General features: G+C 66.2%; 17 protein-coding genes. 8 read left to right on the top strand and 9 right to left on the bottom strand.

Annotation, left to right across the window (positions count from 1 at the left end):
* Positions 1–29: 29 nt before the first annotated feature.
* Positions 30–425 (bottom strand): hypothetical protein, encoded by a 396-nt coding sequence (locus CEJ42_RS24480; RefSeq protein ID WP_129587699.1) that lies wholly within the window; start codon positions 423–425, stop codon positions 30–32.
* A 6-nt stretch (positions 426–431) separates the two neighbouring features.
* Positions 432–1,082: a VOC family protein gene (locus CEJ42_RS10775; RefSeq protein WP_088751039.1), complete on the bottom strand. Its 651-nt coding sequence runs from the start codon at positions 1,080–1,082 to the stop codon at positions 432–434.
* A gap of 125 nt (positions 1,083–1,207) precedes the next feature.
* On the opposite strand from CEJ42_RS10775, the gene CEJ42_RS10770 reads away from it, so the two are divergent.
* The 4 genes from CEJ42_RS10770 to plsY all read left to right on the top strand — a co-directional run bounded on the left by CEJ42_RS10770 (position 1,208) and on the right by plsY (position 3,926).
* Positions 1,208–1,738 carry a methylated-DNA--[protein]-cysteine S-methyltransferase gene (locus tag CEJ42_RS10770; RefSeq protein WP_088751038.1) on the top strand — a complete coding sequence of 177 codons (531 nt, stop codon included), beginning with the start codon at positions 1,208–1,210 and terminating at the stop codon, positions 1,736–1,738.
* A 5-nt stretch (positions 1,739–1,743) separates the two neighbouring features.
* Positions 1,744–2,667, top strand: coding sequence for a site-specific tyrosine recombinase XerD (gene xerD / locus CEJ42_RS10765; protein ID WP_079216652.1), 924 nt, complete (start codon positions 1,744–1,746; stop codon positions 2,665–2,667).
* Between the two features lie 99 nt (positions 2,668–2,766).
* Positions 2,767–3,267, top strand: coding sequence for an aminoacyl-tRNA deacylase (locus tag CEJ42_RS10760; RefSeq protein WP_079216649.1), 501 nt, complete (start codon positions 2,767–2,769; stop codon positions 3,265–3,267).
* 41 nt (positions 3,268–3,308) lie between these two features.
* The gene (gene plsY / locus CEJ42_RS10755) at positions 3,309–3,926 is read left to right on the top strand and encodes a glycerol-3-phosphate 1-O-acyltransferase PlsY (protein ID WP_079216647.1); all 618 of its coding nucleotides are present in this window, start codon (positions 3,309–3,311) and stop codon (positions 3,924–3,926) included.
* A 91-nt stretch (positions 3,927–4,017) separates the two neighbouring features.
* Here plsY and tsaD read toward each other — a convergent pair whose 3' ends face one another.
* Positions 4,018–5,055, bottom strand: a complete 1,038-nt coding sequence (gene tsaD, locus CEJ42_RS10750; protein ID WP_079216645.1) for a tRNA (adenosine(37)-N6)-threonylcarbamoyltransferase complex transferase subunit TsaD — start codon at positions 5,053–5,055, stop codon at positions 4,018–4,020.
* 161 nt (positions 5,056–5,216) lie between these two features.
* On the opposite strand from tsaD, the gene ybiB reads away from it, so the two are divergent.
* Positions 5,217–6,230 carry a DNA-binding protein YbiB gene (gene ybiB / locus CEJ42_RS10745; RefSeq protein ID WP_079219199.1) on the top strand — a complete coding sequence of 338 codons (1,014 nt, stop codon included), beginning with the start codon at positions 5,217–5,219 and terminating at the stop codon, positions 6,228–6,230.
* Between the two features lie 190 nt (positions 6,231–6,420).
* Here ybiB and CEJ42_RS10740 read toward each other — a convergent pair whose 3' ends face one another.
* Positions 6,421–6,873, bottom strand: coding sequence for a DNA-binding protein (locus tag CEJ42_RS10740; RefSeq protein ID WP_079216643.1), 453 nt, complete (start codon positions 6,871–6,873; stop codon positions 6,421–6,423).
* A 951-nt stretch (positions 6,874–7,824) separates the two neighbouring features.
* Here CEJ42_RS10740 and CEJ42_RS10735 point away from each other — a divergent pair.
* Positions 7,825–9,924, top strand: coding sequence for a putative bifunctional diguanylate cyclase/phosphodiesterase (locus CEJ42_RS10735; protein ID WP_079216641.1), 2,100 nt, complete (start codon positions 7,825–7,827; stop codon positions 9,922–9,924).
* On the opposite strand, the gene CEJ42_RS10730 is transcribed toward CEJ42_RS10735, so the two are convergent.
* The 5 genes from CEJ42_RS10730 to trxA form a co-directional block, all read right to left on the bottom strand.
* Positions 9,914–11,314 (bottom strand): MATE family efflux transporter, encoded by a 1,401-nt coding sequence (locus tag CEJ42_RS10730; RefSeq protein ID WP_079216628.1) that lies wholly within the window; start codon positions 11,312–11,314, stop codon positions 9,914–9,916. The two genes, CEJ42_RS10735 and CEJ42_RS10730, sit on opposite strands and share 11 nt — an antisense overlap.
* Positions 11,315–11,348: 34 nt before the next feature.
* On the bottom strand, positions 11,349–13,073 hold the full coding sequence (locus CEJ42_RS10725) for an ArnT family glycosyltransferase (RefSeq protein ID WP_088751036.1): 1,725 nt from the start codon (positions 13,071–13,073) through the stop codon (positions 11,349–11,351).
* A 356-nt stretch (positions 13,074–13,429) separates the two neighbouring features.
* Positions 13,430–13,699 carry a type B 50S ribosomal protein L31 gene (locus CEJ42_RS10720; RefSeq protein WP_079216623.1) on the bottom strand — a complete coding sequence of 90 codons (270 nt, stop codon included), beginning with the start codon at positions 13,697–13,699 and terminating at the stop codon, positions 13,430–13,432.
* Between the two features lie 273 nt (positions 13,700–13,972).
* Entirely contained in the window at positions 13,973–15,235 is a 1,263-nt protein-coding gene (gene rho / locus CEJ42_RS10715) for a transcription termination factor Rho (RefSeq protein ID WP_079216621.1), read from the bottom strand.
* Positions 15,236–15,360: 125 nt separating this feature from the next.
* Positions 15,361–15,687, bottom strand: coding sequence for a thioredoxin TrxA (gene trxA, locus CEJ42_RS10710; RefSeq protein WP_050469112.1), 327 nt, complete (start codon positions 15,685–15,687; stop codon positions 15,361–15,363).
* Between the two features lie 442 nt (positions 15,688–16,129).
* Here trxA and CEJ42_RS10705 point away from each other — a divergent pair, with 442 nt between their 5' ends.
* Together CEJ42_RS10705 and CEJ42_RS10700 are read left to right on the top strand one after the other, a co-directional pair.
* Positions 16,130–18,883 (top strand): PD-(D/E)XK nuclease family protein, encoded by a 2,754-nt coding sequence (locus tag CEJ42_RS10705; RefSeq protein ID WP_088751034.1) that lies wholly within the window; start codon positions 16,130–16,132, stop codon positions 18,881–18,883.
* Positions 18,832–22,332 (top strand): UvrD-helicase domain-containing protein, encoded by a 3,501-nt coding sequence (locus tag CEJ42_RS10700; protein WP_207760414.1) that lies wholly within the window; start codon positions 18,832–18,834, stop codon positions 22,330–22,332. Before CEJ42_RS10705 ends, CEJ42_RS10700 begins: the two co-directional genes overlap by 52 nt.
* Positions 22,333–22,362 lie beyond the last annotated feature (30 nt).

Raw genomic sequence — 22,362 nt, 5'->3', positions numbered from 1 at the left:
AAGTTGCTAAAAAGTATGTTTGATTTTCACTAAAAAAGTGCTTTGAAAAGCACGGCAAGTACTGTTAAAGTGCGGGCTCTGCTGAAACGGCAAGCAACTGTTGCCGCTTCAGCAAATCGAATTTGGCAGTCTTTGATGATGTTTTGAGTTGTTGATGTACACGCCTTGCGGCAAGCCTTCCGATGCATCGGAAACGCGGTCGCCAGGTTCACCGGATACAAAGCGGGTGGTGCATAACAAACGGTATCGATACCGAGGAAACTGAGGAGACGTGCATTCGATTGAGCTGTCTTAACAGCCGGGAATGCATCAGGAGTTTTTGAAGGCGCATCGCAGATGCGCCTTTTTCTTTTGTGGCTCTTCCAGACATCTTCCTCGCCACTTTCGTGTCCCTTCTGCGCCGCCGATTCCGTCGCGGCGGCCATCCCGATTCAGTCCAGTACGCGCACGCCATGCGGCGTGGCAATCGCGGCCGACAGGCGCGCCGCCGGCGCATCGCGCAATGCGATCCTGTGGTCGCGCAGCCCGATGGCTTCAAGCGATTCACCGATCCGTTGCGCCTGTGGGTGCTCGAGCGCCAGGCGCTCGAGCCGGCAGCCGAGCTCGGGCAGCGCGGCGGCGGGATGCGGTTCGCTCTGCCACTGTATCAGCGACGGCAGGGCGCCGTCGCATTGCAGCGCGCCGTCGGCGGCGATGGTGATCAGCCAGTGCAGCTTGCCGCGGCTCATCTCTTCCACGATGCCAGGCTGGATCGTCGAAGCCTGCAGCGCGGCATGGATGTCGCCGGTGCGCGCGACCCAGTGCGCCAGCCGCGGCGCGGCGCCGGTGGGCAAGGCGTCCAGTGCGAACCAGCGCGCCCGCGACGGCGGCGGCGCCTCCGGATTGATGGCGATGACTTCCAGATAGAAGCCCGGGCCCAGCGACATCAGCGCATTATGCGTGCCCAGCCGCACATGTTCGCCGCCGATGCGCGGCGCCATCGAGATCCCCAGCCTGTCCTCGACCCACGCCATGCCTTGCTCCAGCGAGGCGGCGGTGACGACCAGGTGATCGGGTTCGGCGCGTGGTGTGATATTGCCCATCTTGTCTCCTTGTTGTGCCCGGCAAGCGGCGATGGTATCAAGGGCTGCCGGGAATTGCTTAAAATAGCGCGGACGTGACGAACGCATCAACGCAACAAGATATCAATGCCCAGCCCGACTTCTCCATGAAGAAACAAGCTCCCGCCGTGCAGCCGCCTGCGAAGCCCTCGCAACTGGCCGACATCTTTTCCGCCGTGGTGCACACGCCCTTCGGCGGCATGGGCATCCGCACCCAGGCCGGGCTGATCCTGGAGATGGTCTACCTGCCCAGGCACTATGCCGAGAAAGACGCCACTGATGCCGCCGCAGCCAAGGCCGCCAAACAGATCGCGCGTTACCTGAAAGATCCCGGGTTCCGCTTCAAACTACCGCTGGCGGACGTGGGCAGCGCGTTCCAGAAACGCGTGTGGGCCGCCATCGCCGAGATCCCCAGCGGCCAGGTGCTGACCTACGGCGACATCGCGCGCCGCATCAAGTCGGCGCCGCGCGCGGTCGGCCAGGCTTGCGGCGCCAACTGGTTTGCGCTGGCCAGTCCCTGCCATCGCGTGACCGCCGCGGGCGGTCTGGGCGGCTTCTCGCACCACGACGACGTCGACGGCTTTTATCTCGACGTCAAGCGCTGGCTGCTCAGGCACGAAGGCGTGGAAGGCTACTGAACACGATGGGACGCACCACCCCCAAGATAGAAGCGCCCGAGCCAAGCCGCGAGGCCATCGACGAGTTCTGCGACAGCCTGTGGCTGGAGGACGGCTTGTCGAAGAACACGTTGGAGGCCTACCGGCGCGACATGACGCTGTACGCGCATTGGTTGCACCATGAGCGCGCCAAGCCGCTCTACGCCACCCAGGCCGAGGACCTGAACGCCTATTTCGCCGCGCGCCATGCCGAAACCAAGGCCAGTTCATCCAACCGCCGGCTGGCGGTGCTCAAGCGATTCTTCCAGCTGGCGCTGCGGCAGAACCGCATCGCCGCCGATCCCTGCCTGAAGCTGCGCTCGGCCAGGCAGCCGCAGCGCTTTCCCAAGACCTTGTCGGAAGGGCAGGTCGAGGCGCTGCTGGCGGCACCCGATGTCGCCACGCCGCTGGGGCTGCGCGACCGCACCATGATCGAGCTGATGTACGCCAGCGGCCTGCGGGTGTCCGAACTGGTGCTGCTGAAAAGCATCGAGGTCGGCATGAACGAGGGCGTGCTGCGGGTCACCGGCAAGGGCAGCAAGACGCGCCTGGTGCCCTTCGGCGAAGAAGCCGGGGCGTGGATCGCGCGCTACCTGGCCGAAGGCCGGGCGCAGATCCTGCAGGGCCAGGTCGACGATGCCCTGTTCGTCACCGCGCGCGGCGGCCCGATGACGCGCCAGATGTTCTGGACCCTGATCAAGAAGTACGCGCTGCTGGCCGGCGTCACCGCCCGCCTGTCGCCGCACACGCTGCGCCACGCCTTCGCCACCCACCTGCTCAACCATGGCGCCGACCTGCGCGTGGTGCAGCTGCTGCTGGGCCATGCCGATATTTCGACCACCCAGATCTACACCCATGTGGCGCGCGAACGCCTCAAGCAGTTGCATGCCCAGCATCACCCGCGCGGTTGAAGCGCGCTTCATGCTGCAGCGCGCGCTCGCAAGCCGGCGGACTTGCGGCATAATGTGCGCCCATGGCGGCGCCTCGGGCGCCGGAGAAGACCGAATCCCATGAGCTCCAAGAAAGAACACATTTCCGAGACCCCCGCCACGCAGTTCCTGCGCAAGAACGGCGTGGCCTTCACCGAGCATCCCTACGACTACGAGGAGCACGGCGGCACATCGGTGTCCTCGCGCGAGCTGGGCGTGCAAGAGCATGCCGTGGTGAAGACGCTGGTGATGCAGGACGAGGCGGCCAAGCCGCTGCTGGTGCTGATGCACGGCGACTGCAAGGTGTCCACCAAGAACCTGGCGCGCCAGATCGGCTGCAAGTCGGTCGAGCCCTGCAAGCCGGAGGTGGCCAACCGCCATTCCGGTTTCCTGATCGGCGGCACGTCGCCGTTCGGCACGCGCAAGGCCATGCCGGTGTATGTGGAATCGAGCATCCTGGCGCTGGAGAAGATCTACATCAACGGCGGGCGCCGCGGCTTCCTGGTCGGCATCGACCCGGCGGCCATCCTCAAGGTGCTGCCCGCCAAGGCGGTGCAGTGCGCGCTGCGCGAGCAGGGCTGACCACATAATAACGACGAGATCCAACAGAAAGACTTTCATCCATGTATAACATCCTCTTCGCCATCGCCGCTTACCTGATCGGTTCGCTGTCCTTCGCGGTGGTCGTCTCCAAGCTGTTCGGCCTGGCCGATCCGCGCACCTACGGCTCCAAGAACCCGGGCGCGACCAACGTCCTGCGCAGCGGCAACAAGAAGGCGGCGGCATTGACGCTCGTCGGCGACGGCTTCAAGGGCTGGCTGGCGGTATGGCTGGCGCAGAAGTTCGGCCCGCAGTTCGGCGTCGACGACACCGGCATGGCGCTGGTGGTGCTGGCGGTGTTCCTGGGCCACCTGTGGCCGGTGTTCTTCCGCTTCGTCGGCGGCAAGGGCGTGGCCACCGCGCTGGGCATCCTGCTGGCGCTGGACGTGTGGCTGGGCCTGGCGACGCTGGCGACCTGGCTGGTGGTGGCCTTCGCCTTCCGATATTCCTCGCTGGCGGCGCTGGTGGCGGCGCTGTTCGCGCCGTTCTACTACGGCCTGCTGTTCGGCACCACCGACGGCATCCTGCTGGCGGTGGTGGCGATGGCGGCGCTGCTGATCTATCGCCACCGCAAGAACATCGGCAATCTGCTGGCCGGCAAGGAAAGCCGGATCGGCGACAAGAAAAAGGCGGGCAAGTAAGTCCGCCGGGCGAAATTGGCCGGCCAGCGCCGACCGATCCGCAAAGAAAAAGGCCGCATCAAGCGGCCTTTTTCATGGGCGTGCGCAGCGCTCAGGCTGCCTGCGGCGGGCGCAACTCATCCAGCGGCCAGCGCGGGCGAACGCCGAAGCCGTATTCCTTCTTCGCCGCATCCGGCTGTTCGCGCAGGCGCATGGCGCCGGCAAAGGCGATCATCGCGCCGTTGTCGGTGCAGAACTGCAGCTCCGGATAGAAGACTTCATAGCGACGCTTGGCGGCGGCCGCGTTGAGCGCGGCGCGCAGCTGCGCATTGGCGCCGACGCCGCCGGCGATCACCAGGCGTTTCAGTTTGGTTTCCTTCAGCGCCGACATGCACTTGGCCACCAGCACGTCGACGATGGCGTCGACGAAGCCGCGCGCGATGTTGGCCTTGTCCTGCTCGCAGATGTTGCCGCTGTGCTGCTTGACCACGGTCAGCACCGCGGTCTTCAGGCCGGAGAAGCTGAAGTCCAGGTTCTTGGAGTGCAGCATCGGGCGCGGCAGCTGGTACGCCGCCGGATCGCCGAACTCGGCCATGCGCGAGATCGCCGGGCCGCCCGGATAACCCAGGCCCAGCAGCTTGGCCGACTTGTCGAAGGCTTCGCCGGCGGCGTCGTCCAGGGTTTCGCCCAGCAGCTCGTAGCGGCCCACGCCGTCCACGCGCATCAATTGCGTATGGCCGCCCGAGACCAGCAGGGCGATGAAGGGAAATTGGGGCGGCTTGCTGGCCAAGAGCGGCGACAGCAGGTGGCCTTCCAGGTGGTGGATGCCCAGCACCGGCTTGTCCAGCGCCAGGCCCAGGCCGCAGGCCACCGAAGCGCCCACCAGCAAGGCGCCGGCCAGGCCGGGGCCCTGGGTGTAGGCGATGGCGTCGATCTCCTGTGGCGCGATGGCGGCGTCGGCCAGGGTTTGCTTGAGCAGCGGGATGGCGCGGCGGATGTGGTCGCGCGAGGCCAGCTCGGGCACCACGCCGCCGTATTCCTGGTGCATGGCGATCTGCGAATGCAGCGCGTGCGCCAGGAGGCCGCGATCGGTGTCGTACAGAGCGAGGCCGGTTTCGTCACAGGAGGATTCGACGCCGAGAACTATCATGGATGGAATATGGGAATGCTGGCGGCGGCCTCAGGAGCCGTGGCGACGGGCCGCGCGGGAAAGGCGCTATTGTACTGGAAAGCCCGCCGCCACGGGCCTGGCCGCGTTTTTGGCCGGGCCGCCCGCTGCGTGCGGGGGAGGTTTTGGTGTACCCTTCGGCCATGCAAAATCATCCCACTTCCCCTTCCCCGGACGCGGCCGCCGACGCTGCCTCCCAAGCTCAACAGCCGCTGGCGGCGGCCCGCTTCATCAAGGAGATCGGCCGCGGCAAGGACGGCGCGCGCAGCCTGTCGCGCCAGGACGCCCGCCTGATGTACGAGGCCATGCTGGACGCACGCGTGTCCGACCTCGAACTGGGCGCGATCCTGCTGGCCATGCGCGTCAAGGGCGAGGCGGTGGAAGAGATCGGCGGTTTCCTCGATGCCGCCGAAGCGTCGTTCGCTGCGCTCGCCGCGCCCGATTGCGCTTATGCGCCGGTGGTACTGCCGAGCTACAACGGCTCGCGCAAGATGGCCAACCTGACGCCGCTGCTGTGCATGCTGCTGGTGCGCCAGGGCGTGCCGGTGCTGATGCACGGCGTCACCCACGATCCGCTGCGCGTGACCAGCGCCGAGATCTTCAGCGCGCTGGGCATCGCGCATGCGGCCTCGGCGCAGGAGGCGCAGGCGCTGATGGCGGCCGGCAAGCCGGCCTTCATTCCCATCCAGGCGCTGGCGCCAAAAATTTCCCGCCTATTGGGAATGCGCGCCATCCTCGGCGTGCGCAACTCGACCCATACGCTGGTGAAGATCATGCAGCCGTTTTCCTCGCCGGCGCTGCGCCTGACTTCTTACACCCATCCCGAATACCTGGACATGCTGAGCGACTATTTCGCCCATGCCGCGCCGCACGAGCGCGGCGACGCCTTCCTCATGCGCGGCACCGAAGGCGAGACCGTGGCCAACGCGCGTCGCGCGCAGCGCATCGACTGGTTCAGCCGCGGCGTGAAGACGGTGCTGGTGGAAAAGCAGAGCGTGGCCGAAGACCTGCCGGATCTGCCGGAAGGGCGCGATGCCGAGACGACGGCGGCATGGATCGCCGAGGTGTTGGACGGCAAGCGCCCGGTGCCGGAATCGATTGCCGAACAGGTCGGCCATTGCGTCGAAGTCGCCGCCGCGATCAAACAGCGTGGATGAATAACCACAAGTGCTTCCTGCCAGGCGAGAAGCTGACGATCGCGTCAGAATGAAACGACAGTGCGATTGGAAAAAAAAGAAAAGAAAAGCCGGCAGTGCGGCAAGGCGGAGGGGGAGAAAAGATGCGATCCCTGTTGAGGGCGGGATCTGAATCGGAGGGGCGTCGGAGCGTCTTCGGGAGACCTTTCGGTCAGCTTCGGGTGCGACGCCGGGTACCCGATTTCACCGGCGTCGCCCCTTTGTCCGGGGCGTTGGCCGCTATCTGCGAAAACGCGAAGATCACCTCCTTGACGATCTTGCGCTGCGGCGCCGGCAGATTGATGAAAGCCTCGAACGCCTCGCGCTCGCGATAGCCGATAGCCTCTTCCCAGCGGGCTTTGCGCTTGTCGATGCGCTTGCCGATCTCTTCGCCGAAGCGCAGGTGCTGGGGCGTGACGATGAGCCATTCGGCCAGCGTCTCCAGCTTGTCCTGCTTGGGCATCGATTCTCCGAGCAGCCAGCGACGAACCCCGTGCAGGGTCATCGGCTTGCCCCAGTAACGCAGATTGAATTCCCTTTCCAGAACGGCGGGCTTGGGTTCGTATCCGGCTTTTTCCATCGAAGCGCGCAGGCGCTTGGCGAATTTTTGATTGGCGGTTTCCATGATTCGAAGGTACTTTGAGGTCGAGCGTCCCGGGGTACGTTTGCTTTAGAAATGAGTTACGCAGCAAACGTGATTTATACTCACTGCACAGAAATGGGCATGTCCCGGTGTCGTCGGCGATGCGTCGCGGCCTGTCCAAAGCAGCTGTGGCGGGCGTTTGCAGAGGGCTTGAAATGCACCATGCAGGGCCTCCGATCATGTGGCGGATGAAGATTGAAGCACTAACCGGCCGGCGCAGCAGATGTTCAGATGTCAGGTCATCAGGCCACTTTCGGTACGTGCCGTGACGAGGGATCGACATGATGCATGCTGCCGGACCAAAGGGTTCCGGATTTGCGGGACCCTTGGTGTAGTTATAATCCAGATTCAAAAAATTGCCATATTGTTATTAACTTTTTTTTAAGTTTTGTGTCCGCGGCGAGACAGCCGCGACGCCCGCAAATGCCGGCCGCAACTGCGGCGCAGGGCGGGGGAAGCGGCTAGAATAGCGTCGTCAGGGGGAATTTCGCGACAGCGGACCAGCGTCGTCACGCGTCGCTCTCATCTTGTGGGGATGGGCCGGCGAAAACCGGGCCGGCAAACGGATGGCCGCATCAATGTTCCTGCCAGGCCGGGTCCGGATGAAACAAGTCAAATAATCAAAGCAGTCGGCAGCACTTCCGAAGTATCGTTTTAGTTACGTAACTTTTTTGTTGTTCCGGAGCCGCCGGCGGTCTCCGGCGGGAACGCGCACATTTGCGCGCCGCCGGTCCTCCCGCTCCGGATGGAACGCGGCGACCCGCTGGCAGCAGCGGCAAATCGACTGACGTCTTCCCGTTCGTGCCGCCGCCAGTCGCGCAGCCCGAGACAGGGCAGGGGCGGAACGGCCGCGACATCGAAAAAAAGCGTCACCGCCCGGGCTTCCAGCGATTGCCGGGCAGGCGGCGCCGAAAGAACGCGGGTCCCCTCACCATGCCTGGTTCGTACAATTTCCTGTTGCTGGCGTTCGCGCTGCTGGTCGCCAGCCTGTCGGCCTATGCCGCGCTCGAGGTCTCGGAGCGCATCTCGACGCAGGAGGCGCAGTACCGCAGGTTGTGGCTGTCGCTCGGCGCCGCCGTGTTCGGGCTGGGCATCTGGGCGGCGATCTTCCTGTGCGTCGCCGCGCTGCGCCTGCCGACGGCGGTCGGGTTCGAGGCGCGGCTGGCCGTGCTGGCGCTGTTGCTGACCGTGGGCAGCTCCTTCTACCTGATGCATCTTTCCGGCTTGCGGCGCCCGCATGCGATGCGCCTCCTGGTGGGCGGACTGGCCATCGGCGCAGCCGTCAATGCCGCCTTCCACATGGCGCTCAAGGCCATGCTGCTGACTCCCGAACTGATGTACCAGAAGGCGCTGCTGTCGCTGGCGGTGGTGGTGACCGAACTGACGGCCGTGTTCGCCGTCGCGCTGTTCTCGGTGACCAACAGCCGCAAGTCCATGGCCGGTTCGCTCAACTCGCAGCAGACGCGCCGGGTGCTGGCGTCGCTGCTGGTGGGCGCGGCCCTGGTGGCCAGCGCCTGCACCGGCCTGCGCGCGGTGGCCATCATGCCCGACGCGCAAAGCCACGCCTTGCACAGCGTCACGCGCGAGCACCTGGTCAACGGCATCGTGTTCGGCGCCTTCCTCACCATGGCGCTGGCGCTGGTGGTGACCGGCGCGCAGCGCAACCGCGTGCTCAAGCGCATCGTCGGCCGCACCAACGACAAGCTGCTGCATTTCGCCACGCACGACGTGCTGACCGGACTGCCCAACCGGGCGCTGCTGTCGGACCGCATCCAGCACGCGATCCAGGTGGCGCGCCGCAACGGCAAGCCGTTCGCGGTGCTGTTCATGGACCTGGACGGTTTCAAGGGCATCAACGACACGCTCGGCCACGCGGTGGGCGACGGCCTGCTGGTGGCGGTGGCGCAGCGCGTGCGCTGCTGCATCCGCGGCGAGGATATGGTGGCGCGCATCGGCGGCGACGAGTTCGTGGTGGTGATGAGCAACCTGCAGTCGCCCGAGGTGGTGGAGCACCTGTCGGAAAACATTCTCGCCGCGCTGCGCCAGGATTTCCAGATCGAGGATGCGACATTGCGCGTGACCTCCAGCATCGGCATCGCCGTCTATCCCAACAGCGGCGACTCGGTCGATGCGCTGATGAAGAACGCCGACGCCGCGATGTACGAAGCCAAGCAGAGCGGGCGCAACACCTATCGTTTCTTCGAGCCGGCCATGCACGCCAGCGCGATGCGCCATCTGCAGGTGCGCCAGGCGCTGCAGCAGGCCATCGAAGAGGAGCAGTTCTCGCTGCACTTCCAGCCCAAGTACCGCGGCGGCAGCAAGGAGCTGACCGGCGTGGAAGCGCTGCTGCGCTGGACCCATCCGGAGCTGGGCGAGATGGCGCCGTCTGAATTCATCCCCATCGCCGAGCGCTCGGGCCAGATCATCCAGATCGGCGACTGGGTGCTGCGCGCCGTGTGCGAGCAGATCCGCAGCTGGGATGCCGAAGGCGTGCGGCCGGTGAAGGTGGCGATGAATCTGTCGCCGGTGCAGATGCGCGCCGACCTGGTCGACAGCATCACCTGCATCGTGGGGCAGGCGGGGATCGCGCCGCAGCGCCTGATGTTCGAGATCACCGAGACGGCCGCGATGAAGAACGTCGAGCGCAGCACGCACATCATCGGTGACCTGCAGGCGCTGGGCTTCGACATCGCCATCGACGACTTCGGCACCGGCTATTCCAGCCTGGCCTATCTGGCGCAGTTCCACTGCCGGCAAATCAAGATCGATCGCTTCTTCACCTCGCGCCTGGATGCCGGTGACCACTCCGGGCGCGCCATCGTGTCGGCCATCATCGCGTTGGCCCATGCCTTGCAGATGGAAGTGGTGGCCGAGGGGGTGGAGACGGAGGAGCAGCTGCGCGAATTGCAGGCGCTGCATTGCGACCAGGTGCAGGGTTTCCTGCTGGGACGTCCGGCCGGCGCGCCGCAATTGAAGGGCGTGCTCGACGCCAGCAACGACGACCTGTTCGCCGCCGGCGTGCTCAGACCTTGAAGGCGCTTTCGCCCACCGCGCCGGCGCGGCGCTGGATCACGCGCAGGTAAGCCAGCAGCCCGGCGCCGACCAGTCCCAGGCTGGCGCTGTTGGCCAGCCAGAATCCCGATGCGCCCTGCAGCGACGCCGGCGTGATGCCGAGGATGTCAAAGCCCAGCAGATAGCCGCCGCCCAGACCCACGCCCCACAGCGTCACCGCGTAGATCACGGTGGGGATCACCGCCACCTTGTAGGCGCGCAGCACGAAGGCGGTGGTCACCTGCAGCGAATCGAACATCTGGTAGAAGGCGATGTAGAGGAACAGCGGCAGCGCCGCGCCGACGATCAGCGGATCGGGCGTGTAGGCGCGGATGATATGCGCGCGCGTGAACCAGACCACCACCCCGATCATTACCGACAGGCAGACCGAGAGGCGGATGCCGGCGTAGCCGATCTTCTTGGCGGCCTTCCATTCGTTGGCGCCGATGGCTTGCGCCACCAGCGTGCTGGTGGCGCTGGCGATGGACAGCGGCAGCATGTAGAGCACGGTGCCGACGTTGGCGGTGATCTGGTGGCCGGCCACCGGCACCGCGCCCAGGCGCGCGATGAACACCGCCATCAGCGTGAAGGCCGTCACTTCGATGAAATAGGACAGGCCGATGGGGATGCCCAGTCGCAGCAGCGTGCGCAGGATGCGCCACGAGGGCTTCACGAAGCCGGTGCCGAACAGGTTCAACGGACGGTAGGCCGGCAGCTTCGCCACCAGCAGCCAGGCCACGATCATCATCAGCCACGCGATCAGCGTGGTGGCGATCGCGCAGCCGGGACCGCCGAAGGCCGGCAGGCCCAGGCCGCCGAAGATCAGCAGCGCGTTCAGCGGAAGCTTCAGCAGCAGGCCGCACAGCTGGATCGCCATCACCATCTTGGGACGCGCCATCGCGGTGTTGAGCGAGGCGTAGACGCGGAAGGCCAGTGTGGCCGGAAGGGCCAGCGCCTCGATGCGCAGGTAAAGCGTGGCCTTCTCCACCAGCTCGGGCGAGGCCTTGGCGAAAGACAGGAAGTACGGGGAAAACGCCAGCACCAGGCAACCAGCGACCGACAGCAGCGCGGCCAGCCACAGCCCCTGCTTGACCTCGTTGCCGATCTCGCCGTGGCGGCCGGCGCCGAACAGTTGGCCGATGGTCGGCTGCAATGCCTGCAGCACGCCGGAGAGACCGACGAAGACGCTCACGTAGATCGACACCCCCAGCGCCAGCGCGGCCAGGTCGAGCGCGGAAAAGCGCGACACCATCACGGTGTCGATCACGCCGTTGGCGATCAGCGCCAGCTGGCCGACCAGCAGCGGCCATGCCAGGCGCGCGATGCGCCCGACATGGATACGGGAGGACAGGGGAGCGGCGTCGGTGTTCAAGCTGGAATGGAAGTGGGAGCGGATGCGGCCGGCATCACTCGCCGGCGCGGCGGTAGAGGCGGAAGCGCTCGTCGCGATCGGACGGGCGGCGGCCTTCCCACACCATGCGCCAGGAACCGGGGTACTGGCGCAGCATCAGCGAGGCATCCTGGTTGCTGATGTCGTCCTGCAGCAGCAGGTAGTCGCAGGTCTGGCCGCGCTCGTCGGCGAAGCGCACGCTGCCGAAATAGGCGAACGATGCGCGCTGCGCCGGGCCCACATTGGTCTGCACGCACTGCTTGACCGAGGTCAGTTTGGATTCGATCTGCTCGGCCACGCCGGCGTAGCTCTTGCCGTAGTTGACCCAGGGCAGCCACAAGGTCATCAGCAGCACCCAGCACAGGATGACGCCGCCCGAGGACAGCACCACCGCGCGCCACAGCACCGACGGCCGGCGCGAGATGCGCCAGTGCACCACGAAGATCCAGGCCACGGTGGCGGCGATGGCGATGGCCAGCGAAATCCATTCGAAGCCCGGCTTGAAGCCCGGCGCCAGCTTGTAGGCGTTGCGCGCGATCTGTGCCGGCCAGCCGGTTTCCTTGGCGATCCAGCCGATCCAGATGAAGGCCGCCGAAGTGGTCAGCGTCATCACCGAGAACCAGTCCACCGCGTTGATGGCGCCGCGCTTCATGGTCGGCAGGCCGAAGGCGGCCAGGATCGCCAGCGCCGGCAGCAGCGGCAGCAGCATGCCTTCCTCGGTGTGGACGTTGATCAGCACCAGCAGCGTGAGCGGAATGAAGAAGGCCAGCGGCAGCGCGATATGCAGCGAGCCCGGCTGGCGGCGCCAGGCGTACAGCGCCCAGCCGGCGAACGGCCAGGCCGGCCAGGCGAACCATACGCCGTACTTGAGCAGGAAGGACAGGGTCGACAGCGTCGGACGGTTCAACTGGTAGATGTTCCAGCTCATCCAGAGGTCGAACTGCCCGGCCGCCTCCTGCGGCAACAGCGTGCGGATGGCGAACACCCACAGCGCGGTGATCAGCACCGCAACCGGCAGCGCGACGCCCAGCAGCAGCTTGCCGGCGGCGCCATCCTTGCGCACTGCGGCCAGCACCAGCAGGCCGACCATGGCGCCGGCCGGCAGCAGCCAGCCGTAGGTCAGGATCAGCATGCCCAGCGCCAGGCCCAGCCACACCGAATGGCGCAGCCTGTGCAGGTCGAACACGCGGGCCGCGCCGTACATGGCGTAGGCCACCAGCGCGATCTGCAGCGTCTTGGGGCTGGTCTCGTGGCTGTGCAGCAGCAGGCCCAGGAAACCGAGGTAGATCAGGAAGGCGCCGTCGGCCAGCGTGCGGCCGAAGTCGCGCGGCTCGGGCTGGCCGCCGAAGGCCAGCTTCAGCGGCTGCGCTTCGGGGCGACGCCCCAGCAGGTAGGTGGTGTACCAGATCGACAGCGAGCCGACCAGGAAGCAGCCGACGGTGGACACGCGCGCGGCCAGCGGGTCGCCCAGCAGCCAGCCGAACAGCTTGATGCAGATCGCGCCGAACCAGTAGGCCAGCGGGCTTTCGGCCGGCAGCGCGAGGCCGGCGACGTTGGGCGTGAGCCAGTCGGCCAGCGTGCCATGGGCCATGGTCCACATGATGCCGAAGCTGGTGGCGTCCTCGTTTTTCCACGGGTCGCGGCCGATCAGGCCGGGCAGGATGTACAAAAGGGCGAGTGCAAGCAGCGCCATGCGCGGGAGCGCGTTGGTCGCAGCAGCTGGAAGACGGACTGGCTTCATCAAGATCTTATTGCTCTTGTTCTGTCGTGCTTATCGGTTCGGGCCCGGCGCCGGCGGCGCGGCAGGCATCGTTGCGGCCCATCGGATCACCTGGCGCGCCTCATGTCGCGCCCGGGCTTGCTTGCCGTCGCATGGAGAGCGGCCGGCATTGCCCACGGAGGTCTTGCCGCCGGGAGATTTTTTCGCAGCCGTCATTGTGCAGCAATTCACCGTAAATAGTTGTGTCCGACTGCTACAGACGGGCACTTCCTCCGGCGATCGCCATGACGTGTTGCGGCGGGCTGACGCCCGGGCGCATGCCCCGGCGCACAAACAAAAAAAGGCAGCCGGAGCTGCCTTTTTTGGAAAGTCGCTGATTACGCCTTCGAGACTGCAGTCTTCGAACCGACGGAACCGAACTTCTGGCGGAACTTCTCAACGCGGCCAGCGGTGTCGACGATCTTGTGCTTGCCGGTGTAGAACGGGTGCGATTCGGACGAAACTTCGATCTTCACCAGCGGGTATTCCTTGCCTTCGAACTCTCCGGTTTCGCGGGTAGCGATGGTCGAGCGGGTGATGAACTTGAAGTCGTTCGACACGTCGTGGAACAGGATTTCGCGGTAATCCGGGTGGATGCCTTCTTTCATTTTCTGCCTCAGGGTAGTTTGGTAGCCAATCGCCACTTCGTCGGTCGCACTGCTTCTTGACCCGATTGTCGATCACTTGCCGGTTTGGAAAAGTCCGAAATTATACAATCAAATCAGGGGCTTGGGTCAAGCCGGGCGTCCCGCGGACGGGCCTGGTGTAGCTTTTTGCCGCATTCGTGCCGGATTTGTTGTCGAAAAGAACACGTTTTGTCGGAGCGAAAAAAAACGGCATGCGCAGGGCATGCCGTTCTCGTGTCGCCTGTGCGGCGGGGATCAGTTGCCCCGGCGCATCATGTCGAAGAACTCGGCGTTGTTCTTGGTGGACTTCATCTTGTCGAGGATGAATTCCATCGCCTCGATTTCGTCCATGTCGTACATCAGCTTGCGCAGCACCCAGATCTTCTGCAGCTGGTCGGGTTTGATCAGCAGCTCTTCGCGGCGGGTGCCCGACTTGGACAGGTTGATGGCCGGGTAGACGCGCTTCTCGGCCAGGCGACGCTCCAGGTGCACTTCCATGTTGCCGGTGCCCTTGAATTCTTCGTAGATCACGTCGTCCATGCGGCTGCCGGTTTCGATCAGGGCGGTGGCGATGATGGTCAGCGAGCCGCCTTCTTCCACGTTACGCGCGGCGCCGAAGAAGCGCTTCGGGCGTTGCAGCGCGTTGGCGTCCACACCGCCGGTCAGCACCTTGCCGGAGGCCGGGATCACGGTGTTGTAGGCGCGCGCCAGGCGGGTGATGGAGTCCAGCAGGATCACCACGTCCTTCTTCATTTCGACTAAGCGCTTGGCCTTTTCCAGCACCATTTCGGCGACCTGCACGTGGCGCGTTGCCGGTTCGTCGAAGGTCGATGCCACGACCTCGCCGCGCACCGAGCGCTGCATTTCAGTCACTTCTTCCGGACGTTCGTCGATCAGCAGGACGATCATCACGGTGTCGGGATGGTTGGTGGTGATGGCGTGCGCGATGTGCTGCAGCATCACCGATTTGCCGGACTTGGGCGAGGCCACCAGCAGGCCGCGCTGGCCGCGGCCGACCGGGGCGATCAGGTCGATGATGCGGCCGGTGATGTTTTCCTCGCCGCGCATGTCGCGTTCCAGCTGCAGCAGCTTGTTGGGGTGCAGCGGGGTGAGGTTTTCAAACAGGATGCGGTGCTTGGAGGCTTCCGGCGGTTCGCCGTTGACCTTGTCGACCTTGACCAGGGCGAAATAGCGCTCGCCGTCCTTGGGCGTGCGCACTTCGCCTTCGATGGAGTCGCCGGTGTGCAGGTTGAAACGGCGGATCTGCGAAGGCGAGATGTAAATGTCGTCGGTGGACGCCATGTAGCTGGCGTCGGGCGAGCGCAGGAAGCCGAAGCCGTCAGGCAGCACTTCCAGGGCGCCATCGCCGAAAATCTGTTCTCCTGATTTTGCGCGCTTCTTCAGGATGGCAAACATGAGCTCCTGTTTGCGCAGGCGCGCAGCGTTCTCGATGTCCAGGCTGATTGCCATTTCCAGCAATGCAGAGACGTGCAACGCTTTTAGTTCTGATAAATGCATATGAGTGTCCCGGGACGGGAAAATTTAGGGTGGGGGAGGGAGTTGCGTGGTGTGGTCTAGGAATCTGCCCGGGGCGGATGCGCCCCAGGCTGACGACGGCGCGGGCGCGCCGCCGTCGGATGCGATCAGATGTTGCTGTCGATGAACGAGGTCAGCTGGCCCTTGGCCAGTGCGCCCACTTTCTGTGCGGCGGCGGCGCCGTTCTTGAACAGGATCAGGGTCGGGATGCCGCGGATGCCGAACTTGGCCGGAATGGCCTGGTTGGAGTCCACGTCCAGCTTGGCGATCTGCAGCTTGCCGTCGTATTCCTTGGCGACTTCTTCCAGGATCGGGGCGATCGCCTTGCAGGGACCGCACCATTCGGCCCAGAAATCGACCAGCACGGGTTTGTCGGACTTCAGCACATCGGCTTCGAAAGATGCGTCAGAGATATGTTTGATATTTTCGCTCATGGCAGATCCTCGGTATGAGGGAGAGTAAGTAGTCAAATAGCGCCGGTGGACGAATACCATTTGCCTGGCGTTAAGCCATCAACGCTTCCGGAGTTGCTGAGTCTACGTGGAGTCGTTGCGCGCCGATTCAAGTTGTTTTTGAAGCGCGGCAGGGGTAAGCGGCGGGGTACGGAGGCAATCATAACCGATTTTTGGCAAAAGTGTGGCCGCGCCCGGCGCTGTTGTTGCGAGCCATCATCAGCATCGGCGGCAGGCCCCGGCGCAGGCTGCTAGCGGCTTTGCGGCCGCCCTGCCGTGGCCGGGCGCAGCGGGTGGGGCGCGCTGGCATTACAATGCGCAGCAGTGTGCCGGCCGCGACGATTGAAAAAATCTGTCGGGCCGAGAGAAAAATACAATCGCCGCCGCGTCCTGCCGGCGCGCCCTCTTATATATAGAAAGCCGCATGCCTCTAGCAACCGTCCCGATTCCGCCGTCTCCCGATTTCTGGCAACAGGCCGTGCGCCTGCTGCTGAGGGAGGGACAGCCGCTGGGCGACGCGCTGGCCGGGCAGGGCGGCGCGCTCGACCTCTCGGGTTGCCAGCTGCTGGTGCCGGCGTTCTCGCACGCGCAGAATTTCAAGGCCGCGCTGGCGCGCGAGCTGCGCCGGCCTTACCTGGCGCCGCGCATCAACACGCCCTCGGGCCTGCTGGCCATGCAGCCGCCCGTCGAACAGTCCGCGCCGCCCGAGAGCGAACGGCTGATGCAGCTGTACGCCCAGCTGCGCGAGCACGGCTGGCTCAAGAAAATGTTTTCCGCGCGCCGCAACGCCGACCTGCTGCCGCTGGCGCACACGCTGCTGGCGCTCTCCGATGAGCTCACCATGGCGCTGCTGCCCGAGATCCGGGCCAACGCCGATGCCGCCGACGACCGCTGGCGCCAGGCGCTGGCGCAACTGCTGGAACAGCTCGAACCCTCGGCGCACGGCATGCTCTCCGACGAGGCGCAACTGGTATGGCAGGTATGGAAAGGGCAACTGGACGCCAGCGACCGCATCGCCCAGCGCTTCGACGCCATGCTGGCGCTGGCGGCGGACGCCGCCATGCCGCTGATCTGGGTCAGCCCCACCGCGCCCGAGCCGCTGGACGCCGCCTTCCTGGCCGCATGGGCCGAGCGCCAGCCGGTGCGGGTGGTCACGCTGGACTGGAGCCGGGCAGCGATCGCGCCGCTGCATCCGGTGTATCTCGGCGCCTGGTCCGAGCTGGCGCAGGACGACGATACGCCGCCGCCGGAAAACACGGAGAACGCAGAAAGCGCCGCCATCCCCGCCCTTGCCATGCCCGCGCTGTGCCCGGCCGGCGACCTGGAAAACGCCGCCGTGCAAAGCGCGCAGATCGTGCTGCGCTGGCTGGAGCAGGGCAAGAGCGAGATCGCCGTGGTGGCGCAGGACCGGGTGACGGCGCGTCGCCTGCGGGCGCTGCTGGAGCGCGCCCAGGTGGCCGTGGCCGACGAAACCGGATGGAAGCTTTCCACCACGCGCGCCGCCGCCGCGCTGGCGGCATGGAACGAACTGGTATCGGCGCGCGGCGAGACCGGCGCGCTGCTGGATCTGCTGAAGTCGCCCTTCGTCTTCGCCGGCGACGAAGCCCGGGCCGACCGCGTGATGCGGGTCGAAGCCAGGCTGCGCCGCGCCAACATCGCCGGCGACTGGAGCGCCTTGCAGAACGCCTTCGCCGACGCCGCCGACAGCGGCGACCTGGCATGCATCGTCACGCTGGCGCGCCAGGCCGCCCAGTTCACCGGCCGCAAGACGCTGGCGGCGTGGTGCCGCGCCGAGCGCGCGATGTTTGCGGCGCTGGATATGGAAGCCGCGCTGCGCGCTGACGTGGCCGGCGAACAATGCCTGCTGCTGCTCGACGAGATCGCCGCCGAGCAGGGCGGCGGACTGCAGGACGAATTTTCCTTCCCGGAGTGGCGCGCATTGCTCAACCTGCGACTCGACGCGACCTCGTACATGCCGCCCATCAGCGACCGCCGGGTGGTGATGCTGCCGCTGAACGGCGCGCGCCTGCGCCGGTTCGACGCGGTGCTGGTGATCGGCGCCGACGCCGCGCACCTGCCCTCGCCGCCGCAGGAAACCCTGTTCTTCTCCAACGCCGTGCGGCGCGAACTGAACCTCGCCACGCGCGCCTCGCGCCAGCGCCAGCAATTGCGCGACCTGACCGAGCTGCTGTGCGTCAACGACGAGGTCGTGCTGTGCTGGCAGACCCGGCAGGACGGCGAGCCCAATCCGGTCAGTCCCTGGGTGCAGCGGCTGGAACTGAAGCTGGCGCAGGACGGCTTGCCGCCGCTACGCGAGATCAGCGCGCCGCCGCCCGAGAAGACGCTGCAGGCCGCGCCTTCGGTCATGCCGGCGCCGGTCGCGCCGGCGCTGCTGCCGGGCAAGCTGTCGTCGAGTTCGTTCGGCAGTTTCCTGGCCTGCCCTTATCAATTCTTCGCCCAGCGCATGCTGCGCGTGGCGGTGATGGACGAGCTCTCCGACATGCCCGAGAAGCGCGACTACGGCAGCTGGCTGCATGAGATTCTGACGCGCTACCACGAGACCGTGCGCGACCGCGACACGCCGCAAGGCGCGCGCGCCGCGCTGCTGGAAGAGGTCTCCGCCGAGGTCTTCAACCGCGCCATGAACCAGCATCCGGCGGCGCTTTCCTACTACGCGCGCTGGCAGAAGGTGATCCCCGCCTACCTCTTGTGGGCCAACGAGCGCGAGGCACAGGGCTGGCGTTTCGTGATCGGCGAGGAGGCGCAGTCAAGCATGCTGGCCTGGGACGACGGCGCGATCGAACTCTACGGCCGTCTCGACCGCATCGACCAGAATGAGGCCGGCGAACGCGCGCTGCTCGACTACAAGACGCGCGCCGCCGTCAGCCTGAAGCAGAAGGTGAAGGATGAGGACGATCACCAGCTGGCCTTCTACGGCCTGCTGGCCGACAGTCGCATCGACGCCGCCCACTACGTCGCGCTGGAGCTGGGCGCCGACAAGAAGATCGGCGACGCCGCCGCCCCCGAATTCAGCCGCAAACAGCAGATGCTGAAACAGCAGATATCGACCACCATGCAAGCCGTGGCGCATGGCGCCGCCTTGCCCGCCAACGGCATCGAAACGGTATGCCAGTACTGCGACATGCGCGGGTTGTGCCGCAAGGGAGCGTGGCTGTGAGCGAGAATAAGAAACCGGCCGCCTACGAGGTCGACGGCGAGCCCGTCGACGCCGCCGTGTTCACGCGCGCGGCCTGCGATCCGCGCCATTCGGTGGTGGTCGAGGCCTGCGCCGGCAGCGGCAAGACCTGGCTGCTGGTGGCGCGCATGCTGCGCCTGCTGCTGTCGGGCGCGCAGGCATCCGAACTGCTGGCCATCACCTTCACCCGCAAGGCGGCGCAGGAAATGCGCGAGCGCCTGATGGAGCTGCTGCATGAGCTGGCGCTGGCCGACGACGCCCACGCGGCGGCGCTGCTGCGCGAGCGCGGCGTGGCCGAGGCCGACCTGGCGCGGCTGATGCCGGCGGCGCGCGGCTTGTACGAGCGCATCCTGTCGTCGGAGCAAAGCCTGTCGATCGATACCTTCCACAGCTGGTTCGCGCGACTGCTGCAGATCGCGCCGCTGGCCGCGGGCGTGCCGCACGGCTATTCGCTGACCGAGAAGAACGGCGAGCTGCTGGACGAAGCCTATCGCCGTTTCATGCAAGGCCTGCGCACGCCCAAGGGCGAAGGCGCGAAGGCGGCGCTGCTCGAGCTGTACGACCTGGCCGGCGACTTCAACGCCCGCAACCTGCTCGATGCTTTCATCGACAAGCGCGCCGAATGGTGGGCCGCGACCCAGGATGACGGCGACGACGCCGACCAGGTCGACATGCCCACGCCGCTACTGTGGCTGGAGCAGATGTGCGGCGACGACGCACGCCTGGACGCGCGGCTGTCGCTGTGGGAAACGCGCGAACTGTGCGAACGCGCATCGCTGCTGGCGGTACTGCTGGGGCAGGGCGGCGCCGCCAACAAGGCGCGCGCCGTGGCCATCGAGAGCGCGTTGACGGCCGGCGCCGGGCTGGAGAATTTCGAGGCGCTGTACACCCAGTTCTTCGACGACAAGGACAAGCCGCGCAAGAACGGCAAGGTCAAGTCGCTGGTTGCCGCGCTGGTGAAGCAGTTCGGCGCCGACAGCGACGACGCCGCGCTGGAAACCTTCGAGGCGCAATTCAATGCCGTCGGCGAGGCGCTCAGGGCGCTGCAGCTGCGCAGCAAGGAAAAGTTGGTGGTGCAGCTGAACCGCGCGCTGTTCTCCGCCGGGCGCGCCTATCTCGATTTCTATCAGGAGGTGAAGTCGGAGCAGCGAGTGTTCGACTTCGCCGACCTCGAATGGCAGGCCTACCGCCTGCTCAACGACGAATCCAGCGCCGCCTATCTGCAGACCCGCCTGGACGCGCGTTACAAGCACATCCTGCTGGACGAGTTCCAGGACACCAATCCGCTGCAATGGAGCATCGTGCGCTCCTGGCTGCGCGCCTATGGCGACGACGCTTCGCAGCCCAGCGTGTTCGTGGTGGGCGACCCCAAGCAGTCGATCTATCGCTTCCGCCGCGCCGAGCCGCGCGTGTTCGTGGCCGCGCGCGAGTTGCTGCGCGCCCAGGGCGCCGCCGTCCTGCGCGCCAACCAGACCCGCCGCAATGCCAGCGCGGTGGTGGAGGTATTGAACCGCTCCTTCCTGCAAGGCGGCAATCCGCTGTTCGCCGCGCAGACCACGCTGGGCATGCAAGGCGGCGAGGTGTGGCGGTTGCCGCTGGCAAAGGTCGCCGAGGCCGAGCCGGAAGAACAGCCGCAGGAGGACGCAGCCGATGAGCCTGAAACGGTCATCGCCTGGCGCAATCCGCTGACCAACCCGCGCGAAGAGGAAGAAGACGCGCGCCGCCGCCTTGAAGGCGAGGCGCTGGCGCAGGCCCTGATCAAGGCCTTCCGCGAGGTGCCGGTGGCCGAGGGCAAGGGAACGCGCGCCATGCGCTGGAGCGACGTCATGCTGCTGGTCAGGAAGCGCACGCACCTGGCCGCCTACGAGAGCGCGTTGCGCTCGGCCGGCATTCCCTTCGTCTCCGACAAGCGCGGCGGCCTGCTGGAGTCGCTGGAGATCGCCGACCTGATCGCGCTGCTGACGTTCTTGATCACGCCCAACGACACGCGCGCGCTGGCGCATGTGCTGAAGAGCCCGATCGTGGGCGCGTCCGACGACGACCTGATCCAGATCGCCTCGCGCAACGACGCGCAGGGCGGCGCCGGTCACTGGTGGTGGCGCATGCAGGCCATGCAGCGCGAGGGCGTCGCCTCCGCCGGCATGGTGCGCGCGGTCAATCTGCTGGAACGCTGGCTGCAGGCCGCGCCGCATTTGCCGGTGCACGACCTGCTGGACATGATCCTGCACCAGGGCGAGCTGGTGGCGCGCTATGCGCAGAATGCCTCGCCGCTCACGCGCAGCCAGACGCTGGGCAACATCGCGGCCTTCGTCGAACTGTCGCTGAACATGGACGCGGGCCGTTATCCCAGCCTGCCCAAATTCATCGATGCCTTGCGCATACTGCAGCGCAGCGCCGGCGGCGACGCGCCCGACGAGGCCAGCGTCGATGCCGCGGCCGACGCCGTGCGCATCCTTACCGTGCACAGCGCCAAAGGCCTGGAGGCGCCGGTGGTGGCCATCCTCGACGCCAACCACAGCGACTCGGTGGACGACAACGTCGGCATCCTGTGCGAGTGGCCGCAGGACGAGGACGCGCCCACGCATTTCTCGGCCTTCGGTCGCCGCAGCGAGCGCGGACTCGCGCGCGAGCACCTGTTCGACGCCGAGGAAGGCTTCCGCCTGCAGGAGGACTGGAACCTGCTCTACGTCGCCGTCACGCGCGCCAAGCAACTGCTGCTGGTGTCGGGCGTGGCCGGCACGCGCGGCGCGGGCGAGGGCGGCGTGCAGGAGGGCAGCTGGTACCAGCGCCTGTTCGCCGGCGACGCGCCGGTGCGCGAGATCGCCGCGGAAGCGGTGGCTGAAGCCGGCGCGGCGCAAGCGGCGCAGGGCTTCGCGCTGGCGCTGTTCGATCCGCGCCCGGTGCCGCCGTCTCTCTTCGGCGCCGCGTTCGATGACGAAGACGACGCCCCCATCGCCGTCGGCGAAGACGGAACGCTGGCCGGCAGCGCCGCCATCGACGAAGGCGTGGCGCTGCATGCGCTGCTGGAGCGCGTAACGTGGTCGCCGCAATGGCCGCCGCAGGTGCCGCAAGCAGCGGCCCTGGTGCGCTGGCTGGGGATCTCGGCGGAGATGGCGCAGGTGGTGCACGCGCAGGCGCTGCACGTGTTCGCGCAACCGGAACTGGAGCGCTTCTTCAATCCCGCGCTGCACCGCTGGTCGCGCAACGAGATGGAAGTCGTCACGCCTGGCGGCGTGCTGCGCTGCGATCGCGTGGTCAGCTTCGACGATGAAGTGTGGATCCTCGATTACAAGCGGCGCCTGCTGGACAGCGAGCGCGCCGACTACGCGGCGCAACTGGCGGGCTATCGCGCGGCGCTGCTGTCGGTGTTTTCTGACAAGCGAATCAGGTCTGCTCTGATTACCGCCGATGGCCGCTTCTGGGAACAATGAGGCACCAAAACTCTTGATCCCGGACTGCAT

It is taken from the genome of Herbaspirillum robiniae (genome assembly GCF_002213415.1).
Classification (GTDB): Bacteria; Pseudomonadota; Gammaproteobacteria; order Burkholderiales; family Burkholderiaceae_D; genus Herbaspirillum; species Herbaspirillum robiniae.
Note: the sequence above shows the minus strand (reverse complement) of the source record. Positions and strands in the feature narration are given on the sequence as shown.

Coding starts and splice junctions, on each gene's coding strand:
- CEJ42_RS24480 (WP_129587699.1), bottom strand. CDS start 425: ATGGCCGCCGCGACGGAATCGGCGGCGCAGAAGGGACACGAAAGTGGC.
- CEJ42_RS10775 (WP_088751039.1), bottom strand. CDS start 1,082: ATGGGCAATATCACACCACGCGCCGAACCCGATCACCTGGTCGTCACC.
- CEJ42_RS10770 (WP_088751038.1), top strand. CDS start 1,208: ATGAAGAAACAAGCTCCCGCCGTGCAGCCGCCTGCGAAGCCCTCGCAA.
- xerD (WP_079216652.1), top strand. CDS start 1,744: ATGGGACGCACCACCCCCAAGATAGAAGCGCCCGAGCCAAGCCGCGAG.
- CEJ42_RS10760 (WP_079216649.1), top strand. CDS start 2,767: ATGAGCTCCAAGAAAGAACACATTTCCGAGACCCCCGCCACGCAGTTC.
- plsY (WP_079216647.1), top strand. CDS start 3,309: ATGTATAACATCCTCTTCGCCATCGCCGCTTACCTGATCGGTTCGCTG.
- tsaD (WP_079216645.1), bottom strand. CDS start 5,055: ATGATAGTTCTCGGCGTCGAATCCTCCTGTGACGAAACCGGCCTCGCT.
- ybiB (WP_079219199.1), top strand. CDS start 5,217: ATGCAAAATCATCCCACTTCCCCTTCCCCGGACGCGGCCGCCGACGCT.
- CEJ42_RS10740 (WP_079216643.1), bottom strand. CDS start 6,873: ATGGAAACCGCCAATCAAAAATTCGCCAAGCGCCTGCGCGCTTCGATG.
- CEJ42_RS10735 (WP_079216641.1), top strand. CDS start 7,825: ATGCCTGGTTCGTACAATTTCCTGTTGCTGGCGTTCGCGCTGCTGGTC.
- CEJ42_RS10725 (WP_088751036.1), bottom strand. CDS start 13,073: ATGAAGCCAGTCCGTCTTCCAGCTGCTGCGACCAACGCGCTCCCGCGC.
- CEJ42_RS10720 (WP_079216623.1), bottom strand. CDS start 13,699: ATGAAAGAAGGCATCCACCCGGATTACCGCGAAATCCTGTTCCACGAC.
- rho (WP_079216621.1), bottom strand. CDS start 15,235: ATGCATTTATCAGAACTAAAAGCGTTGCACGTCTCTGCATTGCTGGAA.
- trxA (WP_050469112.1), bottom strand. CDS start 15,687: ATGAGCGAAAATATCAAACATATCTCTGACGCATCTTTCGAAGCCGAT.
- CEJ42_RS10705 (WP_088751034.1), top strand. CDS start 16,130: ATGCCTCTAGCAACCGTCCCGATTCCGCCGTCTCCCGATTTCTGGCAA.
- CEJ42_RS10700 (WP_207760414.1), top strand. CDS start 18,832: ATGCCAGTACTGCGACATGCGCGGGTTGTGCCGCAAGGGAGCGTGGCT.